This window comes from Acinetobacter chengduensis (assembly GCF_003664645.1).
In the GTDB taxonomy this organism is placed as follows: Bacteria; Pseudomonadota; Gammaproteobacteria; order Pseudomonadales; family Moraxellaceae; genus Acinetobacter; species Acinetobacter chengduensis.
Map to the genome: position 1 here is coordinate 1 of NZ_RCHC01000024.1, position 15,745 is coordinate 15,745.

A 15,745-nucleotide genomic window follows, 5' to 3' on the forward strand; every position below is an offset into this window, starting at 1 on the left:
TGAGTTATAAAAAAAGCACCCGAAGGTGCTAAATAATGAGTGTTCTGATAATAGGTCATAGCCTAATCATGCATGATGATTAGCGACGATCTTGTTTGTACCAACCTACGTGACGGCCATTGTCGTTGCGATATGCTGAATTGTTATAACGGTATTTAGAGTTGCGGTAGCCACGATTGTCATAGCGGTCATCATAACGGCTGTTATAACGATTATTGTATCCATCGTCATAACGACGGTCTTGGCTGACTTTTTGGCCTAAAACTGCACCACCTGCAGAGCCTGCAGCGGCACCAATATAACCACCGTTTGTGCCACCCATATTTTTACCAACGGTATAACCACCAGCACCACCTAGCGCACCACCAATAATTGCGCCATTACGATCACGCTTATTCGCTGATGCTGCAGCACCAGCGCCACCACCAATGGCTGAACCAATCATTGCACCTGTTTGACCACCCATCTGGTTACCAATGGCTGCACCTACCACACCACCAAGAGCTGAAGTAAGGGCTGTATTTGTGGTATTACCTGCATTTGCAGCGGTCATAGTCATTGCTGAAGCTGCAAATATTGCACTAAAGAATACGGTTTTGATTTTCATTTTTCGCGTCCTAAAAACACTCGTTTCTGTCTTGATATCAATTTAAAAATAAATTTTGGAAAAATAATGAAGATGAACAGGACGCTCATGAAATAATTTGTAACCTGTATGTAACCCATCACCACATAGTGTACATAATGGTTGTTTTGTTCAAAGCCTCCCTTGTAGCCTTGCTTGAATTAAGTGTTTGTATTTATTTGATATTAATAGTGTTTTTAAAAATAGTGATGTTGTCTTCACCCCCCAAAAGTCAAAACCATGGAAGATAGAAATTGAAAATCGTCATTTTAAAATGCATAAAAAGATTTAAATATCTAAAACCTATGAACTCGGGAGTATGAATTTATTTGATCACTGCTGATTTGCATTGTATTAAATGAAGGGAAATGAGCTGTGTTTAAGCATTGTTCGTATAAAGCTCAGAAGCTTAATACAGATAAAATCCTCCTCAATTGATTTATATATTTAAATGAACTTATGCTCTGTAGCGATAATAATTCATCTCACTGTAATGTGAGTCGTTGGGAGTACTACATCTTAGAAGACTTTTATTTAGAAGAGACTTGTGAAAATGGGGAAAAAAAGCTTAAAACTTCTTCTGCGCGGATTGTAGTTTCATACAAAGTGGCGACATATATAAGACATCTAGTTTAAAAGTTGACTTACCTCATTGGGTGAATGAAGTCGCGTGAATTATCTTTTTCATTTTATATGATGAGGCCTAAGAGATGAGTCAAATGGTTCAACTTTTTTCTTCGTTATGTGACTAAGCAAAGGAAAACGCCTAATGCTGAGCATTAAGCGTTTAAAAATTCTCTTTCAGATTTGTGTATTAATTCATTCGAATTAATGACGGCGATATTTTTTACCGTGCTTTTTGCTGTATTTACGGCTACTGTTGTCGTATTGCTTGTCTTTAGAGATTTTATTCCCTAAAGCAGCACCACCTGCAGCACCAAGGGCAGAACCTACATAACCACCATTTGTGCCACCCATGCTTTTACCTACGGTATAACCCGCACCGCCACCAATCGCACCACCAATCGCAGAATCTGTACGGTTACGACGGTCACTTGCTACAGCTGCGCCACCCGCACCACCAAGTGCTGCACCAATGGTCGCACCCGTGTTGCCACCCATATTTTTACCAATTGCAGTTCCTGCAACACTACCAAGTGCACTAGCAGCAGCAACGCGAGTAGTGCTGTCAGCGTGGGTGCTAACCGTAAAAACTGAAGTGAGTGCCAAAGCACTGCTCAGTAAAAGGGTATTCATTTTCATGGTTAACTCCATGTCCAATCTTATTTGGACTCTTTAATTTCTTTGATGGGGTAAATGTAACAAAAGACTTCTTTATAAATATGGAGAGCCTTCTCCAAATTAATGTGCTTTGGTGTAAGCAATGTTTCTGTTTGTAACAAATGTGAAAAAACTGCCTTTAATTTACCCAATTACAGGTAATGATGAATACATAAAGTAGAACGATGGGTATCACATATTTAAATATGCGACCTAAAAACAGGATTTATCGTAGATATAGCGTGTAACTTGTAATTTTTTCCGTTTCTATTCGTCCTGCTTAGTTTAATTTACCCAATAAGCTAAGTTGAACGGCTTAAATTTAGCTGAAACCTTGATGATTTAAAATACAATTTTGTCGGATTAAAAATTTTAAAGCTAAAGGGACTTTAAAAGTCCACATTCTATATAGATGCTGTGACATATATAGGCCAAAGCGATAAGTCGCTGACTAACAATAAAGATGTCATTTAAAACTGAGAATCTGTAAACTAAGCGCAAAATGAAGATTTGTCTGCTCTAGCTGGATTATATTTGCTGTATCAGGGCAGGCGTTAAAGAGATATTTTGTAAAATGAAAGAATCACTGCGTTTGCGGTTAGACCAATTGTCTGACCGTCACGAAGAATTAAATGCCTTGCTCGCTGATGTTGAGGTAATTTCAGATAATAAACGTTTCCGTCAACTTTCACGTGAACATAGTGATTTGAGCGAAATTACTGAAGTTTGGCACAAATACACTCAAGCAGAAGCAGATATTGAAACTGCGGAAGCTATGCTGTCTGACCCAGATTTTAAGGAAATGGCGCAGGAAGAAATTAAAGAAAATAAGGCGCTGATTACTAAGTTAGAAGCAGACTTAAATATTTTAATGATTCCAAAAGACCCGAACGATGCGAACTCGGCTTATTTAGAAATTCGTGCAGGAACGGGTGGTGATGAAGCTGCAATTTTCTCGGGTGACTTATACCGTATGTACAGTAAATATGCTGAATCTAAAGGTTGGCGTATAGAAGTTCTTTCTGAAAATGAAGGTGAGCATGGCGGTTATAAAGAAGTGATTTGCCTTGTGAATGGTGAAGGCGTATATGGTCGCTTGAAATTTGAAAGTGGTGCGCACCGTGTACAGCGTGTACCTGCAACAGAATCACAAGGTCGTGTACATACTTCTGCATGTACTGTGGCTATTCTGCCTGAAATTGATGTAGACACCACTGTTGAAATCAACCCTTCAGATTTACGTATTGATACTTACCGTGCATCTGGTGCAGGTGGTCAGCATATTAACAAAACGGATTCTGCTGTTCGTATTACTCATCTTCCAACAGGAACGGTGGTGGAATGTCAGGATGAGCGTTCACAGCATAAAAACAAGGCTAAAGCGATGGCACTATTGGCATCACGTCTTGAAAATGCAAAACGTGCAGCTGCAGATGCGGCGACTTCTGAAATGCGCCGTGACTTAGTGGGTTCGGGCGATCGTTCGGAACGTATTCGTACTTACAACTATCCACAAGGTCGTATGACGGATCACCGTATTAACTTAACGCTTTATAAGTTAGATGCGGTGATGGAAGGTGATTTGACTGAGTTATTGGATAGTCTGCATCGTGAATATCAAGCAGACCAATTGGCGATGCTTGCACAGCAGAATGGTGGCTAATGAATATTGCACAGGCCTTGGCCTATCGCGGTGAACCTGAAAGCTATGAGCGTCAGGAAAATGCATGGTTGCTCGAGCACATTACTAAAATTGATTCTTTTGATTTAATCATGAAGAAGGATCAGGAACTGACGACAGAGCAAGAACAAGCTTATGTTGCAGGGCTTGCTCGGATAGCTGCTGGTGAACCATTGGCTTATGTGACAGGTTCACAGCCATTTTGGACTTTAGATTTGAAAGTGACCAAAGATACTTTGGTGCCACGCCCAGACACTGAAGTATTAGTAGAAACTGTACTGCGTTTAGATGTCCCTGAAGATGCACGCATTGTGGATTTAGGTACGGGAACTGGCGCAATTGCATTGTCATTGGCCAGTGAGCGCCCCGATTGGTCTGTGACTGCATCAGATATCTATGAGCCGACGCTTGAAGTGGCTGAATACAATGCAAAAGCGCATGACCTAGAGCATGTGAAGTTTGTATTGGGTTCTTGGTTAAAACCATTTGGCCGTAGCTTTTTTGATGTGATCGTGTCGAATCCGCCTTATATTGATGCAACAGATGTGCACATGAAAGACTTAGAAACTGAGCCTGAACGTGCTTTGGTGGCGGATAAACATGGTCTCGCTGACCTTGAACAAATTATTCTACAAGCGAAAAAACATTTAACAGTAAATGGTTGGGTGGTGCTTGAGCATGGTTATGATCAGGGTGATGCTGTACGTCATTTATTTGTACAAGCAGGCTACCGTGAAGTACGAACTGTGAAAGACTACGGCGGTAATGACCGCGTAACTCTAGGACAGTGGCAACAGTAAGTGCTGTAACTTAAAATCCAAAATAAAAGCGCATTCGATGCGCTTTTATTTTTTAGATATGCTTGCTTTTCTTCAATGCTTAATCACATCTCTCCAGCGCAGTAACCAAGTTTCAAGTGATTGCATGACACGATCGGTTAATTTACCCAATACAGCCAATAATATAATGGCTAAAATCACAATGTCAGGTCGTGATGTTTCTCGTCCATCACTGAGTAAATAGCCAATGCCTTGTGTGGCTGCAATCAATTCAGCGGCAATCATAAACATCCAAGACAGACTTAAGCCATTGCGTAGGCCAGTTAAGATGCCTGGTGAGGCTGCGGGTAAAATGATTTGCTGTACCAGTTGCCAATACTTTAAACGGTAAACTTGAGCGACTTCAATTAATTTACGGTCTACGCCTTTAATGGCTGCTACGGTGTTGGTATATACTGGAAAAAACGCACCAATTGCAATGAGGGTAATTTTTGAAGCTTCATCAATGCCCAACCAAAGCAGTAACAGTGGGATCCAAGCTAAGCTAGGAATTGATTTAATTGCTGAGAAACTAGGTTCTAAAAAGGCTTCTGCTTGCTTATTTAGGCCTACTAAAACTGCAAAAAATAAAGCCAAAAAGCTACCAATCAAAAAGCCGATGAATACGCGGAAACTACTTGCCCAAATATGTTGCCATAAATCACCATTTGCCAAATCTGTGAATGTTTGCCATAGGCTACTTGGTGCGGGTAGTAAGTAGGATTCAATCCAACCCGCACGCACAAAGTATTCACTCAATAGAAGTAGTAGCACTGGAATGGTTAGCGCTTTCCCCCAAGCTTTAAACTTTGCTGTTGAAGGTTGAGAGTTAATCGCTGGTTCGAGTGAAGTAGGTGTTTTGGGGTTTGCTATACGATGTGTCATAAGTCAAAAAATGCCTTTTATTTCACAGCTTTTTGTGCAAATTTCGCATCAAGGAGTTGTGTCACGACTTGGTTCACATCTGTACCTTTGCGGACTAAATCTTCTTCTGTCAAAATGCTACCTGCTTTTTGCAGTGCCGCAATATGTTTTGCAGTTGGAATATTTTGGTCAAAATTGGTACGGCTAATTTGTAGTTTTGCAACATTCAAAGGCAGTTTAGATTCTTTTGCCAAAAGTGCTGCAACTTGATCAGGGTGAGCTTTAGCCCATTTTCGAGCTTGTTCGTAAGCTTTAATCACCGCAGTTACAGTTTCCGGATTTTCTTTTGCAAATGAATCTTTCACGCTTAGAACGCTGTAACTATTAAAGCTAACATTGCGATATAGCAATTTTGCCCCAGACTGTAATTGAGCAGAAGCCATTAATGGATCAAGCCCAGCCCAAGCATCTACTTGACCACGCTCTAAAGCAGTTTTGCCATCTGGGTGCTGTAAGTGAACCAATTGCACATCACGTTTGGTTAAACCGACTGTTTCTAAAGCCTGTAGGGTAAATAAATAAGGATCTGTGCCTTTAGTTGCTGCAATTTTTTTCGCTTTTAAATCTTTTAAACTTTTAATGTTTGAGTTTTTAGCCACCAGCAACGCTGTCCATTCAGGTTGGCTTTGAATATAAACTGTTTTAATTGGGCTACCGTTGGCTTTACTCAATACTGCAGCTAAACCCGCTGTTGATGCAAAATCAACACTACCACTATTTAAATACTCTAAAGAGCGATTTGAACCTTGGCTAAATACCCATTTGATTTGGCTTTTTGGAAAAGCCTTTTCCAAAAGTTTTTGATCTTTAACCACCAAGCTGGTTGGGGCGTAGTAAGCATAATCCAGTTTGATTTCTGTTGGAGTTGCAGCCAAGGTCAGTGTTGTTGCTAATGTTGCAACAACCAATGTAGAAAGTTGACGAATAGTTTTCATGTAACCCCGAAAATGTATAGCACAAAATAATTTGCTATAAATACGTGGGGAAGTGAAATACTGCAAAAGAGAAAAAGTGATAATCAAATCGAAAATATCTAAAAAGATGTTTTCTAAACATAATCTTTTGAAATATAATGATTTTTAAAAATGAAAGCTACTGTGTTGTGTGATATATCAAATTGATCATAAAAATGCAGTTAAATAGATAAGTCCAGTTTAAGGCTGTATAAGGTATTTTAGACAAAATAAAGCGGTCATTTAGACCGCCGTATTTTCAATATTGGTGTTAAAGCTTTTAGATTACATTGGGTAATCTTGTAAGCATTCCGCCACTTCAACTTGGTTGAAGGCGCCAGTTTCTACTGCAAGGCAATAAGCAACAATTTTACTAGTTGCTGTAATATATGGTTCGTCTTTTAAATTAGCACCAGCTTGAACGGCTTCAATAGTTTCAGTTGAAATATCTAAGTGTTGTGCAATTTCAAGTGCTTGTTCATTTAAAAAGAATGTAGAGACAATATTAGCTAAATCAACATCAGAAATTTTAAGGAGCTCCTGATGAAATTGAGCGTCGCTCTGTTCAGTTGCTTCAAAAATTGATTCAGAAAAATTTTGTACCAAGCTTTGCTCGAGTACGTCTATCATCTTAAGCATGTGGGAGCCTTCGAGGTGATGAGATCAGGGAGTGGAATACAGCCAAAATAACCATAAGCAAAATGCTTTAAATTGATTGAAAAATAACCTATTTAAGTTTGATGCGCAATATTCTTACGATGAACGTACAGTCGTTTCTGTATATTTTTATAAGATATTGATAATTAAATTTATTTTATAATTCATTTAAAAATCAACTTATTTGAGTGATTTTAAATATTAGACTTCAGTGTTTTTATCCTGTTGCTTTTGGCGATAACTACCAGGATTTACCCCTGTCCATTTTTTAAAAGCGCGGTGAAATGCACTTGCATCATGAAAATTAAGTTGCTCGCTAATATCCTGTAGGGTTAAGTGGCTTTGTGCAAGCAAATCAATGGCAAGATCGCGTCGTATATCATTTTTGAGTTGCTGAAAATTAATGCCTTCTTGTTTAAGTCTGCGTTGCATTGTGGCTTCAGACATATTAAATAAGGGGGCAAGTTCGCTCAGTTCTTTCCAATTAGCCGTTGCGGTTTGCATAAAATGTTGACGAATTTGATGGCTTAAAGCATTCGGGTTTTTATAACGAACCAATAAATTATAAGGTGTGTGCAAAATAAACTGATGCCAAGATTTTTGATCTTGTTTGATAGGGAGGTTTAAATAGTTGGCATCAAACTGAATATAATTTTCTTCAGCACCATATTGAATATCATCACAAAATCGAACTTTATAGTCGTGATCGTCGAATGGTGCAACACAGCGCAGTTGAATTCTATTTAAGACAATACGTTGTCCGCATAACCAGCACATCAGACCCTGAATTAACATTAAATAGGTGGCATAACTAAACATGCGCTTGGGTGGCGTAGTTTCCTGAATCACAATATATGCATAGTGTTCTTCCACAAAAAACTTGCTATTAAAATCATCTAAAACAAGATTTAAAAATTGAAGAATTTGCGTAAGTGCTTGTTTTAATGACGTGGACTGTATAACGGATTTAGATAAAAAGGTATAGCTCCCACGACGCATGGGATGCGAGTCCATACCAAAAAACTCATCATTCATGGCATCTGCTAGCACGATCCAGAGCTGTGCGTATTGAGTAACAGATACGCGAGTTTTATTTGAATGCAGAAGCTCAGGTGCAATGCCTGATTTTTGTAATAAAGCCAAGGTGTCGTAGCCTTTTTGTTGTGCATGCAAGAGTGCTTCATGCACAAGGCTAATTGAGATCGTCCCTTTAAAATAATCGTGATCCAATCTAAATTCCATGATTGAGGCTCAGTAGATTTGCCATTGTTCAAATACATCATGCAAGATGCAGCATTTGGAAATTGTACTCAATTTATTCTGTGATTACTCTGTGTCTTAAGTCGAATTTAAAACATGATGTTTAGGATAAAAGAAAATGAAAATTCAAGGGAAAGTTTTTGTTGTAACGGGCGGTGCTTCAGGCTTGGGTGCGGCGACAGCCACTTATTTGGTGGGGCAAGGGGCCAAGGTGATTATGGTTGATATGAACCGAGATTTGGGTGAAACCTTAGAACAGCGTTTAGGCGAGCATGCAGAATTTGTCATGCTAGATGTAACCAATGAAGCTGCAGCAGAAGCTTTTTTTCAGCATGTTGAAAATAAATATGGCCAGTTAAATGGTTTGGTGAATTGTGCAGGTATTGCGCCTTCTGCAAAAGTGCTTGGCCGTGATGGCTTACATGACTTGGCAATGTTTCAAAAAGTCTTAAATATTAATGTATCCGGCACATTTAACATGATTCGATTTGGCGCGCGCTTAATAGCTAAATATGAATTAAAAGCGGGCGAAGAAGAGCGTGGTGTGATCGTGAATACAGCTTCTGTGGCGGCTTATGATGGTCAGATTGGTCAAGCGGCTTATGCAGCTTCAAAAGGTGCAGTGGTTGGAATGACCCTACCTTTAGCACGTGAGTTGGCGCGTGAAGCGATTCGAGTGATGACCATTGCCCCAGGTATTATGGAAACACCTATGCTGAAAGGCTTAGCGCAAAATGTACAAGATGCTTTAGGTCAAATGGTGCCATTTCCACCGCGTTTGGCCAAACCAGAAGAATTCGCACATTTGGTGGGGCATATTTTTGAAAATGGCTACCTCAACGGCGAAGTAATTCGTTTAGACGGTGCTATTCGTATGCAACCTAAATAATCCAATCACCTGAGTAAAGACGTTACTGATTTTATAGATGATTTTGTTTATTTAGCTAGAAAGTCTTTACTTGCTCTTGATGAATGAAGAGTAGTACAACTCAATGCCTTGCTGGCTGAATGGGATGTTTGGCCAGTGGGTGGTACTACCACCACTGTGATGTATCGGATAGTGAAAATAATTAAATTTTAAAAGGATGTAAGCATGATTTTAAATGATGAACAAAAAATGATTCAGGAAATGATGCGTGATTACTCACAAAATAAACTTAAAACCACTGCGGCAGAGCGTGATAAAACGTCGAGTTTTCCAGCACAAGAATTAAAAGAACTGGGTGCGTTGGGTGCTTTAGGCATGACCGTGTCTGAACAGTGGGGCGGTGCTGGTATGGACTATGTGTCGCTTGTGGTAGCCATTGAAGAAATTGCTGCAGGTGATGGTGCCATTTCTACCATTGTAAGTGTGCAAAACTCTTTACCATGTGGCATTACACAACGTTATGGTACAGAGCAACAAAAGCAGCAATATTTAAGTAAATTGGCGACTGGGGAAATGTTGGGCTGTTTTTGTCTAACGGAGCCACAAGCGGGTTCAGATGCGAGTGCACTGATGTGTCAGGCTGTTCGTGATGGTGATGAATGGGTCATTAATGGCACTAAGCAATTTATTACTACGGGTAAATATGCAGATGTTGCTTTAGTATTTGCCGTGACAGACAAATCTGCGGGTAAAAAAGGCATTTCATGCTTTTTAGTACCGACTAGTACGGAAGGTTATATTGTGTCGCGCTTAGAAGAAAAAATGGGCCAGCACTGCTCAGACACCGCGACCATTATTTTGGATAATTGCCGTATTCCTGCTGATCATTTATTGGGTAAAGAAGGTGATGGCTACAAAATTGCATTATCTAATTTAGAGTCTGGACGGATTGGTATTGCTGCTCAATGTATTGGTATGGCGCGAGCGGCTTTAGATGCTGCAGTCGAATATGCCAATGAGCGCCAAGCCTTTGGCGTCAATATTGTAGAGCATCAAGCAGTCGCATTTCGTTTAGCGGACATGGCCACACAAATAGAAGCTGCGCGCCAGCTTATTTTTCATGCGGCTACCTTAAAAGACGCCAATTTACCCTGTTTAAAAGAAGCATCTATGGCGAAGTTGTTTGCATCAACCATGGCAGAACGTGTGTGTTCAGATGCTATTCAAATTCATGGTGGCTATGGTTATGTATCTGATTTCCCTGTCGAGCGCATATATAGAGATGTGCGTGTAAGTCAGATTTATGAAGGTGCATCTGACATTCAGCGACTGGTGATTGCACGCGAGGTGGCTAAGTCATAGATATGCAACGTCATCATAAACAAGCCAATGCTTTTTAGACTTTAGTCGGTGTTCAAACCCTGCAATAGAGATGAGGTATATGGAAATTGCAGGTCTGATTTAAACGTGTTTTTCTAATCATATATAACAAAGGCGTAAGTTGAACTTGCGCCACACGAAGTACGGGATGTACAGAGCAACACACAGCAAGATGTGTGTAAGCCATATAACAATGCTGAAGCGACATCGTGCAGATGCCAGGTCCTCAGCCCATGTAAAATAGGGAATACAATGAAAACACTTGAACAAGCATATCTCGATTTTAATTTTGAAAAATTAATGACAATGCAATTACATGGTCATTCCAATCAGATAAATGCATACGTCGAATGCTGTCAACGCTATGTTGGTCAGCACAAAACGGCATTAATTTGGGAAGGCAAAAATAGTGAATCGGTCACATGGAGCTTTGAACAACTTGATGATGCTTCTGGCAAACTTGCTAACTATTTTAAAAGTCTAGGCATTCAAAAAGGTGATTGTATTGCAGGGCTATTGCCACGAACCGCAGAACTGTTGATTACGGTATTGGCCACTTGGCGCATAGGCGCAGTTTATCAGCCTTTGTTTACTGCATTTGAATCTAAAGCCATTGAGCACCGTATTGAAGTTGCACAAACTAAATTGATTGTGACCAACATAGAGCAACGTGCAAAATTAAATAGCCTGAAAGTGCCACATATTTTAACGGTGAGCCAAGCAGAGGCTACGCCTCTTTTAACGGGTACAGATGCTGATTTTTGGTCAGTTTTGGCCGATCAATCTGCCCAATGTGAAGCTGTGATGCAGAGCTTTGATGATTATTTTTTAATGATGTTTACCTCAGGTACGACAGGTCTGGCTAAATCTGTGCCTGTGCCTTTAAAGGCAATGTTAGCTTTTAAGGGATATATGACCCATGCTGTAGATTTACGTGAAGAAGATTCATTTTGGAACTTGGCAGATCCGGGTTGGGCCTATGGTTTGTACTATGGCATTACTGGGCCATTAAGCTTAGGTCATAGCATCATTATGGATGAACGTGCATTTAGTGTAGATAACGCTTTGCAAATTATTCAAAAATATAAAGTGAGTAATTTGACAGGCTCACCTACAGCATTTCGTTTATTTTTTGGTTTTAAAGAAAAATTTGATGCATCAATTAAAACTCATTTACGTGTGGTCAGTAGTGCAGGTGAACCTCTTACACCTGAAGTCATTCATTGGTTCAACCATGATTTGAATGTCAATATTTACGATCAATATGGCCAAACAGAATTGGGCATGGTGATTGCCAATCATCATGCCTTAGCACATGAAAAGAAAGTGGGTTCAGCAGGTTATGCAATTCCTGGGCATCGTTTTGCGGTATTAGACAGTACAAATCAAGAAGTCGAAGTAGGCGGTATTGGTACATTAGCGATTGATTGCTCACAATCACCCTTGTTTTGGTTTAATGGTTATGGCGGAAACAACCGTAAATCATTTGTTGGTCAATACTACTTAACAGGCGATACGGTTCGTTTAAACGAACATTTGGGTATAGATTTTATCGGTCGTGCTGATGATGTCATTACAACGTCAGGCTATCGCGTAGGTCCTTTTGATGTAGAAAGCACATTATTGGAATGTGAAGAGGTTTTAGAGTCTGCTGTGATTGGTAAGCCAGACCCTGAGCGTACGGAAATTGTGAAAGCTTTTGTGGTGCTCAAACCACAATATGCCTCAACTACAGAGCTCATGAAAAAACTGCAAGAATATGTGCGTTCACGTTTGTCTAAACATGCCTATCCAAAAGAAATTGAGTTTGTTGAGCACTTACCTAAAACTTCTAGCGGGAAAATTCAGCGTAATTTGCTAAAGCAACAAGAAATTGCAAAATTAGAGTTATTAGAAAAAGTTGGTTAGTGCTTTAAAAGTTTGAAAATAGGGCGATCAATGGATCGCCTTATTTTTTTATGCGCTTGTTAATTTATATTTCGCGATTCATTTTAGATATTCATCATGCAGAATATTCGAGCATAAGAATATTAAGTTTTAAGAGCAATATTCTATTCTCAATCGATACTCAATGAGGTAGTTCTGATGTTTTATTCAGCAATAAACAAGAGCAATTTAAAGTAAATACAGCAAAGAATTGACAATATGGTCTATGCAATGCTGATAATAGCTTGAATATAGATACCGCACTTTAAATGGATATTGAACCGTGAATCAATCATCGGATTTGGACTTAGAGCTCAGTGAAGAAGAAATGCACCTGTATAGCCGTCAAATACTTTTAGATGGTTGGGATCTTGACGCACAAGAGAAGCTTAAACTTTCGAATGTATTGATTGTGGGGTGTGGCGGGATTGGCTGTGCATTGGCTGAGTTATTAGCACGTGCAGGCGTAGGTAAAATTAGCTTAATTGATGCAGATAGCATTGAAGTGAGTAATTTACAGCGACAAATGGCTTATACTCCAGCAGACCTTGGTTTTTATAAAGCCGATGTTTTGGCAAAGCGCTTAACACAAATTAATCCCTATATTCAGGTGCAGAGTATTGTGGCGAAGTTAGATGCAACAAATGCCGATACTTTTATTTCATCGCAAGATTTAGTGCTCGATGGTTGTGATAATTTCTCCACGCGTTATTTGGTCAATCAAATTTGTCAGCAATATGGCGTGCCTTTAATTAGTGCTTCTGCAATTGGTTTTGAAGGGCAGTTATTTATGGTTGAAGGGGATTCAGCTTGCTATGAATGCTTATTTCCAAAAGAGCAACAATCAAATGAAAGCCTGCGCTGTGCAGACTCTGGTGTACTGGCAACAACACCTAATGTAATGGCCAGTTTACAGGCGCATCATGCATTATTGTATTTGGGCTTAAATTTGAGTCCACTGAAGCAAAAACTATTACTGTGGAATGGTTTAAATATGACACAGCGAATTTTAAATTTTATGCATGATGAAAATTGTGCAAGCTGTCAGGCAAGATAATCCTGCAACAGCATAAAATTTTGCTACACTCACTACACTTTATTTTTCCTCAGACATTATGAAAAACAATATTTGGCTTGATGGATTACGCTCTGTTGGTCGTATGGGTGAAACAGCAGTGGTGGTTGCCAAGGCTGGCATTAAATACGCCACAGAAAAACCAAGCAATGCAAAACTCATGCGTGAAACTTTTGAATCGCTTGGCTCTACATACATTAAATTAGGGCAGTTTATTGCGAGTACACCTTCATTATTTCCACGTGAATACGTCGAAGAATTTCAAGGTTGCTTAGATCAAACACCAAGTTTGCCGTTTAGCTATGTACAACAAGTATTAGCTTCTGAATTTGCTGGCCGTAATTTAGACGAAATATTTGCATCTATTGATGAAAAGCCACTTGCTTCGGCATCAATTGCACAGGTGCATGCAGCTACTTTGGTGAGTGGTGAAAATGTCGTAATTAAAGTGCAAAAGCCTGGTGTAGAAACCATTTTATACACCGACTTAAACGTATTGCATTGGGCAACCAAGCTACTTGAAAAAGCTGTACCTAAAGTTAAATTTGCATCTTTGGCAGATATTGTTGAAGAAATTAAAACACGTATGGTACGTGAAGTTGATTTTATTGAAGAAGCTCAAAATTTAGATGATTTTGTCAATTATTTAAATATTACCAACAATCAAGCAGCCACAGCACCAAAGGTTTATCATCAGTACTCAACGCGTCGTGTACTCACTATGCAACGCCTGTATGGTGTACCTTTAACTGATTTTGATGTGGTTAAAAAAATAGCAAAAGACCCATCACAAGTTTTAATTACCGCGATGAATACATGGTTTGGTAGTCTCATGATGTGTAATAGCTTCCATGCTGACTTGCATGCAGGCAATTTAATGTTCTTAGAAGATGGCCGTGTAGGGTTCATTGACTTTGGGATCGTGGGTCAGCTCAAACCAGAAGTATGGACGGCGTGTATTGCATTTATGGATGCATTGCAAAAAACGGATTATGCTTTAATGGCTGAAAATATGCTGAAAATGGGCATGACAGATCGTCAAATTGATACTAAGGTGTTGGCTGATGATTTAGAGCGTCTATTTAGTGGTGTATTGTTGGCAGATCCGCAAGAATTGCTTACATCAAATCCAGCTGATATCAATGACATTATGATGGATATGGTGGGTGTTGGTGAACGCCATGGTATTCGTTTCCCACGAGATTTTGCCTTGTTATTTAAGCAAATGCTGTATTTTGATCGTTTTATGCGTATTCTAGCGCCGTATACGGATATTTATGCTGATCAACGCTTACAGATGGTGCAAAGTATAGATCCAAATCTGCTATTAAAGCATTAAGCTATTAATAACCAAACAGAAGAAAGTCGTTGGGTTGATTGACTTACGGCCTGTATGAGTTGACACACTGTTTAAAATCCCCCTTATGTGAGGGGGACTTTTGTATTTGAGAGAATTATGGACGCGATTATTATTGAAGGCTTAAAAGTAGATACAGTGATCGGCTGTTTCAATTGGGAGCGTCAAATTATTCAGCCTTTAATGCTCGATTTACAGATTAAGACCAGTTTAGAGCAAGCATCTAATTCTGATGAACTCGATCATACGCTCAATTATGCAGAAATTTGTGAAATTTCCGCAAAAGTGATTCAAGATGCGCAACCTAAATTGATCGAACATGCAGCAAAACTGGTTTTGAATGCACTTTTTACTACCTTTCCTGTGGTGGAATCTATTATGATTACCATCCGTAAGCCTGCCATTATCCCGCAAGCAAATTCTGTAGGAATTCGTCTTGAACGTCACCGAAACGATATTCGCCTTAGCACTGGCGAGTAATTGCAATCCGAAACAGCATTTTCAACATGCCATTGCACAACTCGCTCAATTCGGTGATTTAACTTTTTCCAATATTTATTTAATTCCGTGCCGAGATGCCATTGGTGCGGACTATTGGAATGCCGCATGTTTGTTGAAAAGTTCGCTTTCTGTCGTGGATTTAGTCCAGCATTTAAAGCGGATGGAAACCGACTCTGGACGCATTCGTCCCTCACATCAAATTTCTTTGGATATTGATCTAATTGCATGGGGCAGTGATTTGTCTAATATGCAGTTTAATGCCAAAAAATTACCTTTGGCTTTAGATGTTAAAATTCCAATGCATGAGATCTGGTCGGACGCTACTTTGGAACATGAGGCACATCATTTTCCTGTGGTCTCATGTCATACATAGGCTTTCGTATCTAAAATTTTATTTATTCAAATGATCAGCACTTCGATTTTGTCTCAGTGCTAGGTT

General features: G+C 39.5%; 14 protein-coding genes and 1 pseudogene. 9 read left to right on the forward strand and 6 right to left on the reverse strand.

Annotated elements, in window-relative coordinates; genetic code table 11:
* Nucleotides 1–79 precede the first annotated feature (79 nt).
* Together D9K81_RS16030 and D9K81_RS16035 are read right to left on the reverse strand one after the other, a co-directional pair.
* Complete coding sequence (locus D9K81_RS16030) at nucleotides 80–607, reverse strand: hypothetical protein (RefSeq protein ID WP_120374806.1); 528 nt, start codon at nucleotides 605–607, stop codon at nucleotides 80–82.
* Between the two features lie 846 nt (nucleotides 608–1,453).
* Nucleotides 1,454–1,888 carry a hypothetical protein gene (locus D9K81_RS16035; protein ID WP_120374807.1) on the reverse strand — a complete coding sequence of 145 codons (435 nt, stop codon included), beginning with the start codon at nucleotides 1,886–1,888 and terminating at the stop codon, nucleotides 1,454–1,456.
* Between the two features lie 592 nt (nucleotides 1,889–2,480).
* On the opposite strand from D9K81_RS16035, the gene prfA reads away from it, so the two are divergent.
* On the forward strand, nucleotides 2,481–3,569 hold the full coding sequence (gene prfA / locus D9K81_RS16040) for a peptide chain release factor 1 (RefSeq protein WP_120374808.1): 1,089 nt from the start codon (nucleotides 2,481–2,483) through the stop codon (nucleotides 3,567–3,569).
* Nucleotides 3,569–4,387, forward strand: coding sequence for a peptide chain release factor N(5)-glutamine methyltransferase (gene prmC, locus D9K81_RS16045; protein ID WP_120374809.1), 819 nt, complete (start codon nucleotides 3,569–3,571; stop codon nucleotides 4,385–4,387). Before prfA ends, prmC begins: the two co-directional genes overlap by 1 nt.
* Before the next feature lie 72 nt (nucleotides 4,388–4,459).
* Here prmC and D9K81_RS16050 read toward each other — a convergent pair.
* The 4 genes and pseudogenes from D9K81_RS16050 to D9K81_RS16065 form a co-directional block, all read right to left on the reverse strand.
* Nucleotides 4,460–5,215, reverse strand: a pseudogene (locus tag D9K81_RS16050) (ABC transporter permease); the annotation flags it as partial.
* A gap of 92 nt (nucleotides 5,216–5,307) precedes the next feature.
* Entirely contained in the window at nucleotides 5,308–6,264 is a 957-nt protein-coding gene (locus D9K81_RS16055; RefSeq protein ID WP_120374811.1) for an aliphatic sulfonate ABC transporter substrate-binding protein, read from the reverse strand.
* 303 nt (nucleotides 6,265–6,567) lie between these two features.
* On the reverse strand, nucleotides 6,568–6,921 hold the full coding sequence (locus tag D9K81_RS16060) for a hypothetical protein (RefSeq protein WP_120374812.1): 354 nt from the start codon (nucleotides 6,919–6,921) through the stop codon (nucleotides 6,568–6,570).
* A gap of 219 nt (nucleotides 6,922–7,140) precedes the next feature.
* Nucleotides 7,141–8,181, reverse strand: a complete 1,041-nt coding sequence (locus D9K81_RS16065; RefSeq protein WP_120374813.1) for an AraC family transcriptional regulator — start codon at nucleotides 8,179–8,181, stop codon at nucleotides 7,141–7,143.
* 136 nt (nucleotides 8,182–8,317) lie between these two features.
* Between D9K81_RS16065 and D9K81_RS16070 the strand changes: the two genes are divergently transcribed.
* The 7 genes from D9K81_RS16070 (at nucleotide 8,318) to D9K81_RS16100 (ending at nucleotide 15,679) form a co-directional block, all read left to right on the forward strand.
* Nucleotides 8,318–9,088 carry an SDR family NAD(P)-dependent oxidoreductase gene (locus D9K81_RS16070; RefSeq protein ID WP_120374814.1) on the forward strand — a complete coding sequence of 257 codons (771 nt, stop codon included), beginning with the start codon at nucleotides 8,318–8,320 and terminating at the stop codon, nucleotides 9,086–9,088.
* A 204-nt stretch (nucleotides 9,089–9,292) separates the two neighbouring features.
* Complete coding sequence (locus tag D9K81_RS16075) at nucleotides 9,293–10,429, forward strand: acyl-CoA dehydrogenase family protein (RefSeq protein WP_120374815.1); 1,137 nt, start codon at nucleotides 9,293–9,295, stop codon at nucleotides 10,427–10,429.
* Between the two features lie 270 nt (nucleotides 10,430–10,699).
* Complete coding sequence (locus tag D9K81_RS16080; protein WP_120374816.1) at nucleotides 10,700–12,355, forward strand: AMP-binding protein; 1,656 nt, start codon at nucleotides 10,700–10,702, stop codon at nucleotides 12,353–12,355.
* A 346-nt stretch (nucleotides 12,356–12,701) separates the two neighbouring features.
* The gene (locus D9K81_RS16085; RefSeq protein ID WP_171406958.1) at nucleotides 12,702–13,430 is read left to right on the forward strand and encodes a HesA/MoeB/ThiF family protein; all 729 of its coding nucleotides are present in this window, start codon (nucleotides 12,702–12,704) and stop codon (nucleotides 13,428–13,430) included.
* A 58-nt stretch (nucleotides 13,431–13,488) separates the two neighbouring features.
* Nucleotides 13,489–14,787 carry an ABC1 kinase family protein gene (locus D9K81_RS16090; RefSeq protein ID WP_120374818.1) on the forward strand — a complete coding sequence of 433 codons (1,299 nt, stop codon included), beginning with the start codon at nucleotides 13,489–13,491 and terminating at the stop codon, nucleotides 14,785–14,787.
* A gap of 117 nt (nucleotides 14,788–14,904) precedes the next feature.
* A complete protein-coding gene (folB, locus tag D9K81_RS16095; RefSeq protein WP_120374819.1) occupies nucleotides 14,905–15,285 on the forward strand; it encodes a dihydroneopterin aldolase in 381 nt (126 codons plus the stop codon).
* On the forward strand, nucleotides 15,242–15,679 hold the full coding sequence (locus D9K81_RS16100; RefSeq protein WP_120374820.1) for a 2-amino-4-hydroxy-6-hydroxymethyldihydropteridine diphosphokinase: 438 nt from the start codon (nucleotides 15,242–15,244) through the stop codon (nucleotides 15,677–15,679). The genes folB and D9K81_RS16100 overlap by 44 nt, the downstream gene beginning before the upstream one ends.
* The last annotated feature ends 66 nt before the right edge of the window (nucleotides 15,680–15,745 follow it).

Excerpts from the sequence above, each read along its gene's own strand:
- D9K81_RS16030 (WP_120374806.1), bottom strand. The coding sequence starts at position 607 with ATGAAAATCAAAACCGTATTCTTTAGTGCAATATTTGCAGCTTCAGCA.
- D9K81_RS16035 (WP_120374807.1), bottom strand. The coding sequence starts at position 1,888 with ATGAAAATGAATACCCTTTTACTGAGCAGTGCTTTGGCACTCACTTCA.
- prfA (WP_120374808.1), top strand. The coding sequence starts at position 2,481 with ATGAAAGAATCACTGCGTTTGCGGTTAGACCAATTGTCTGACCGTCAC.
- prmC (WP_120374809.1), top strand. The coding sequence starts at position 3,569 with ATGAATATTGCACAGGCCTTGGCCTATCGCGGTGAACCTGAAAGCTAT.
- D9K81_RS16055 (WP_120374811.1), bottom strand. The coding sequence starts at position 6,264 with ATGAAAACTATTCGTCAACTTTCTACATTGGTTGTTGCAACATTAGCA.
- D9K81_RS16060 (WP_120374812.1), bottom strand. The coding sequence starts at position 6,921 with ATGCTTAAGATGATAGACGTACTCGAGCAAAGCTTGGTACAAAATTTT.
- D9K81_RS16065 (WP_120374813.1), bottom strand. The coding sequence starts at position 8,181 with ATGGAATTTAGATTGGATCACGATTATTTTAAAGGGACGATCTCAATT.
- D9K81_RS16070 (WP_120374814.1), top strand. The coding sequence starts at position 8,318 with ATGAAAATTCAAGGGAAAGTTTTTGTTGTAACGGGCGGTGCTTCAGGC.
- D9K81_RS16075 (WP_120374815.1), top strand. The coding sequence starts at position 9,293 with ATGATTTTAAATGATGAACAAAAAATGATTCAGGAAATGATGCGTGAT.
- D9K81_RS16080 (WP_120374816.1), top strand. The coding sequence starts at position 10,700 with ATGAAAACACTTGAACAAGCATATCTCGATTTTAATTTTGAAAAATTA.
- D9K81_RS16085 (WP_171406958.1), top strand. The coding sequence starts at position 12,702 with ATGCACCTGTATAGCCGTCAAATACTTTTAGATGGTTGGGATCTTGAC.
- D9K81_RS16090 (WP_120374818.1), top strand. The coding sequence starts at position 13,489 with ATGAAAAACAATATTTGGCTTGATGGATTACGCTCTGTTGGTCGTATG.
- folB (WP_120374819.1), top strand. The coding sequence starts at position 14,905 with ATGGACGCGATTATTATTGAAGGCTTAAAAGTAGATACAGTGATCGGC.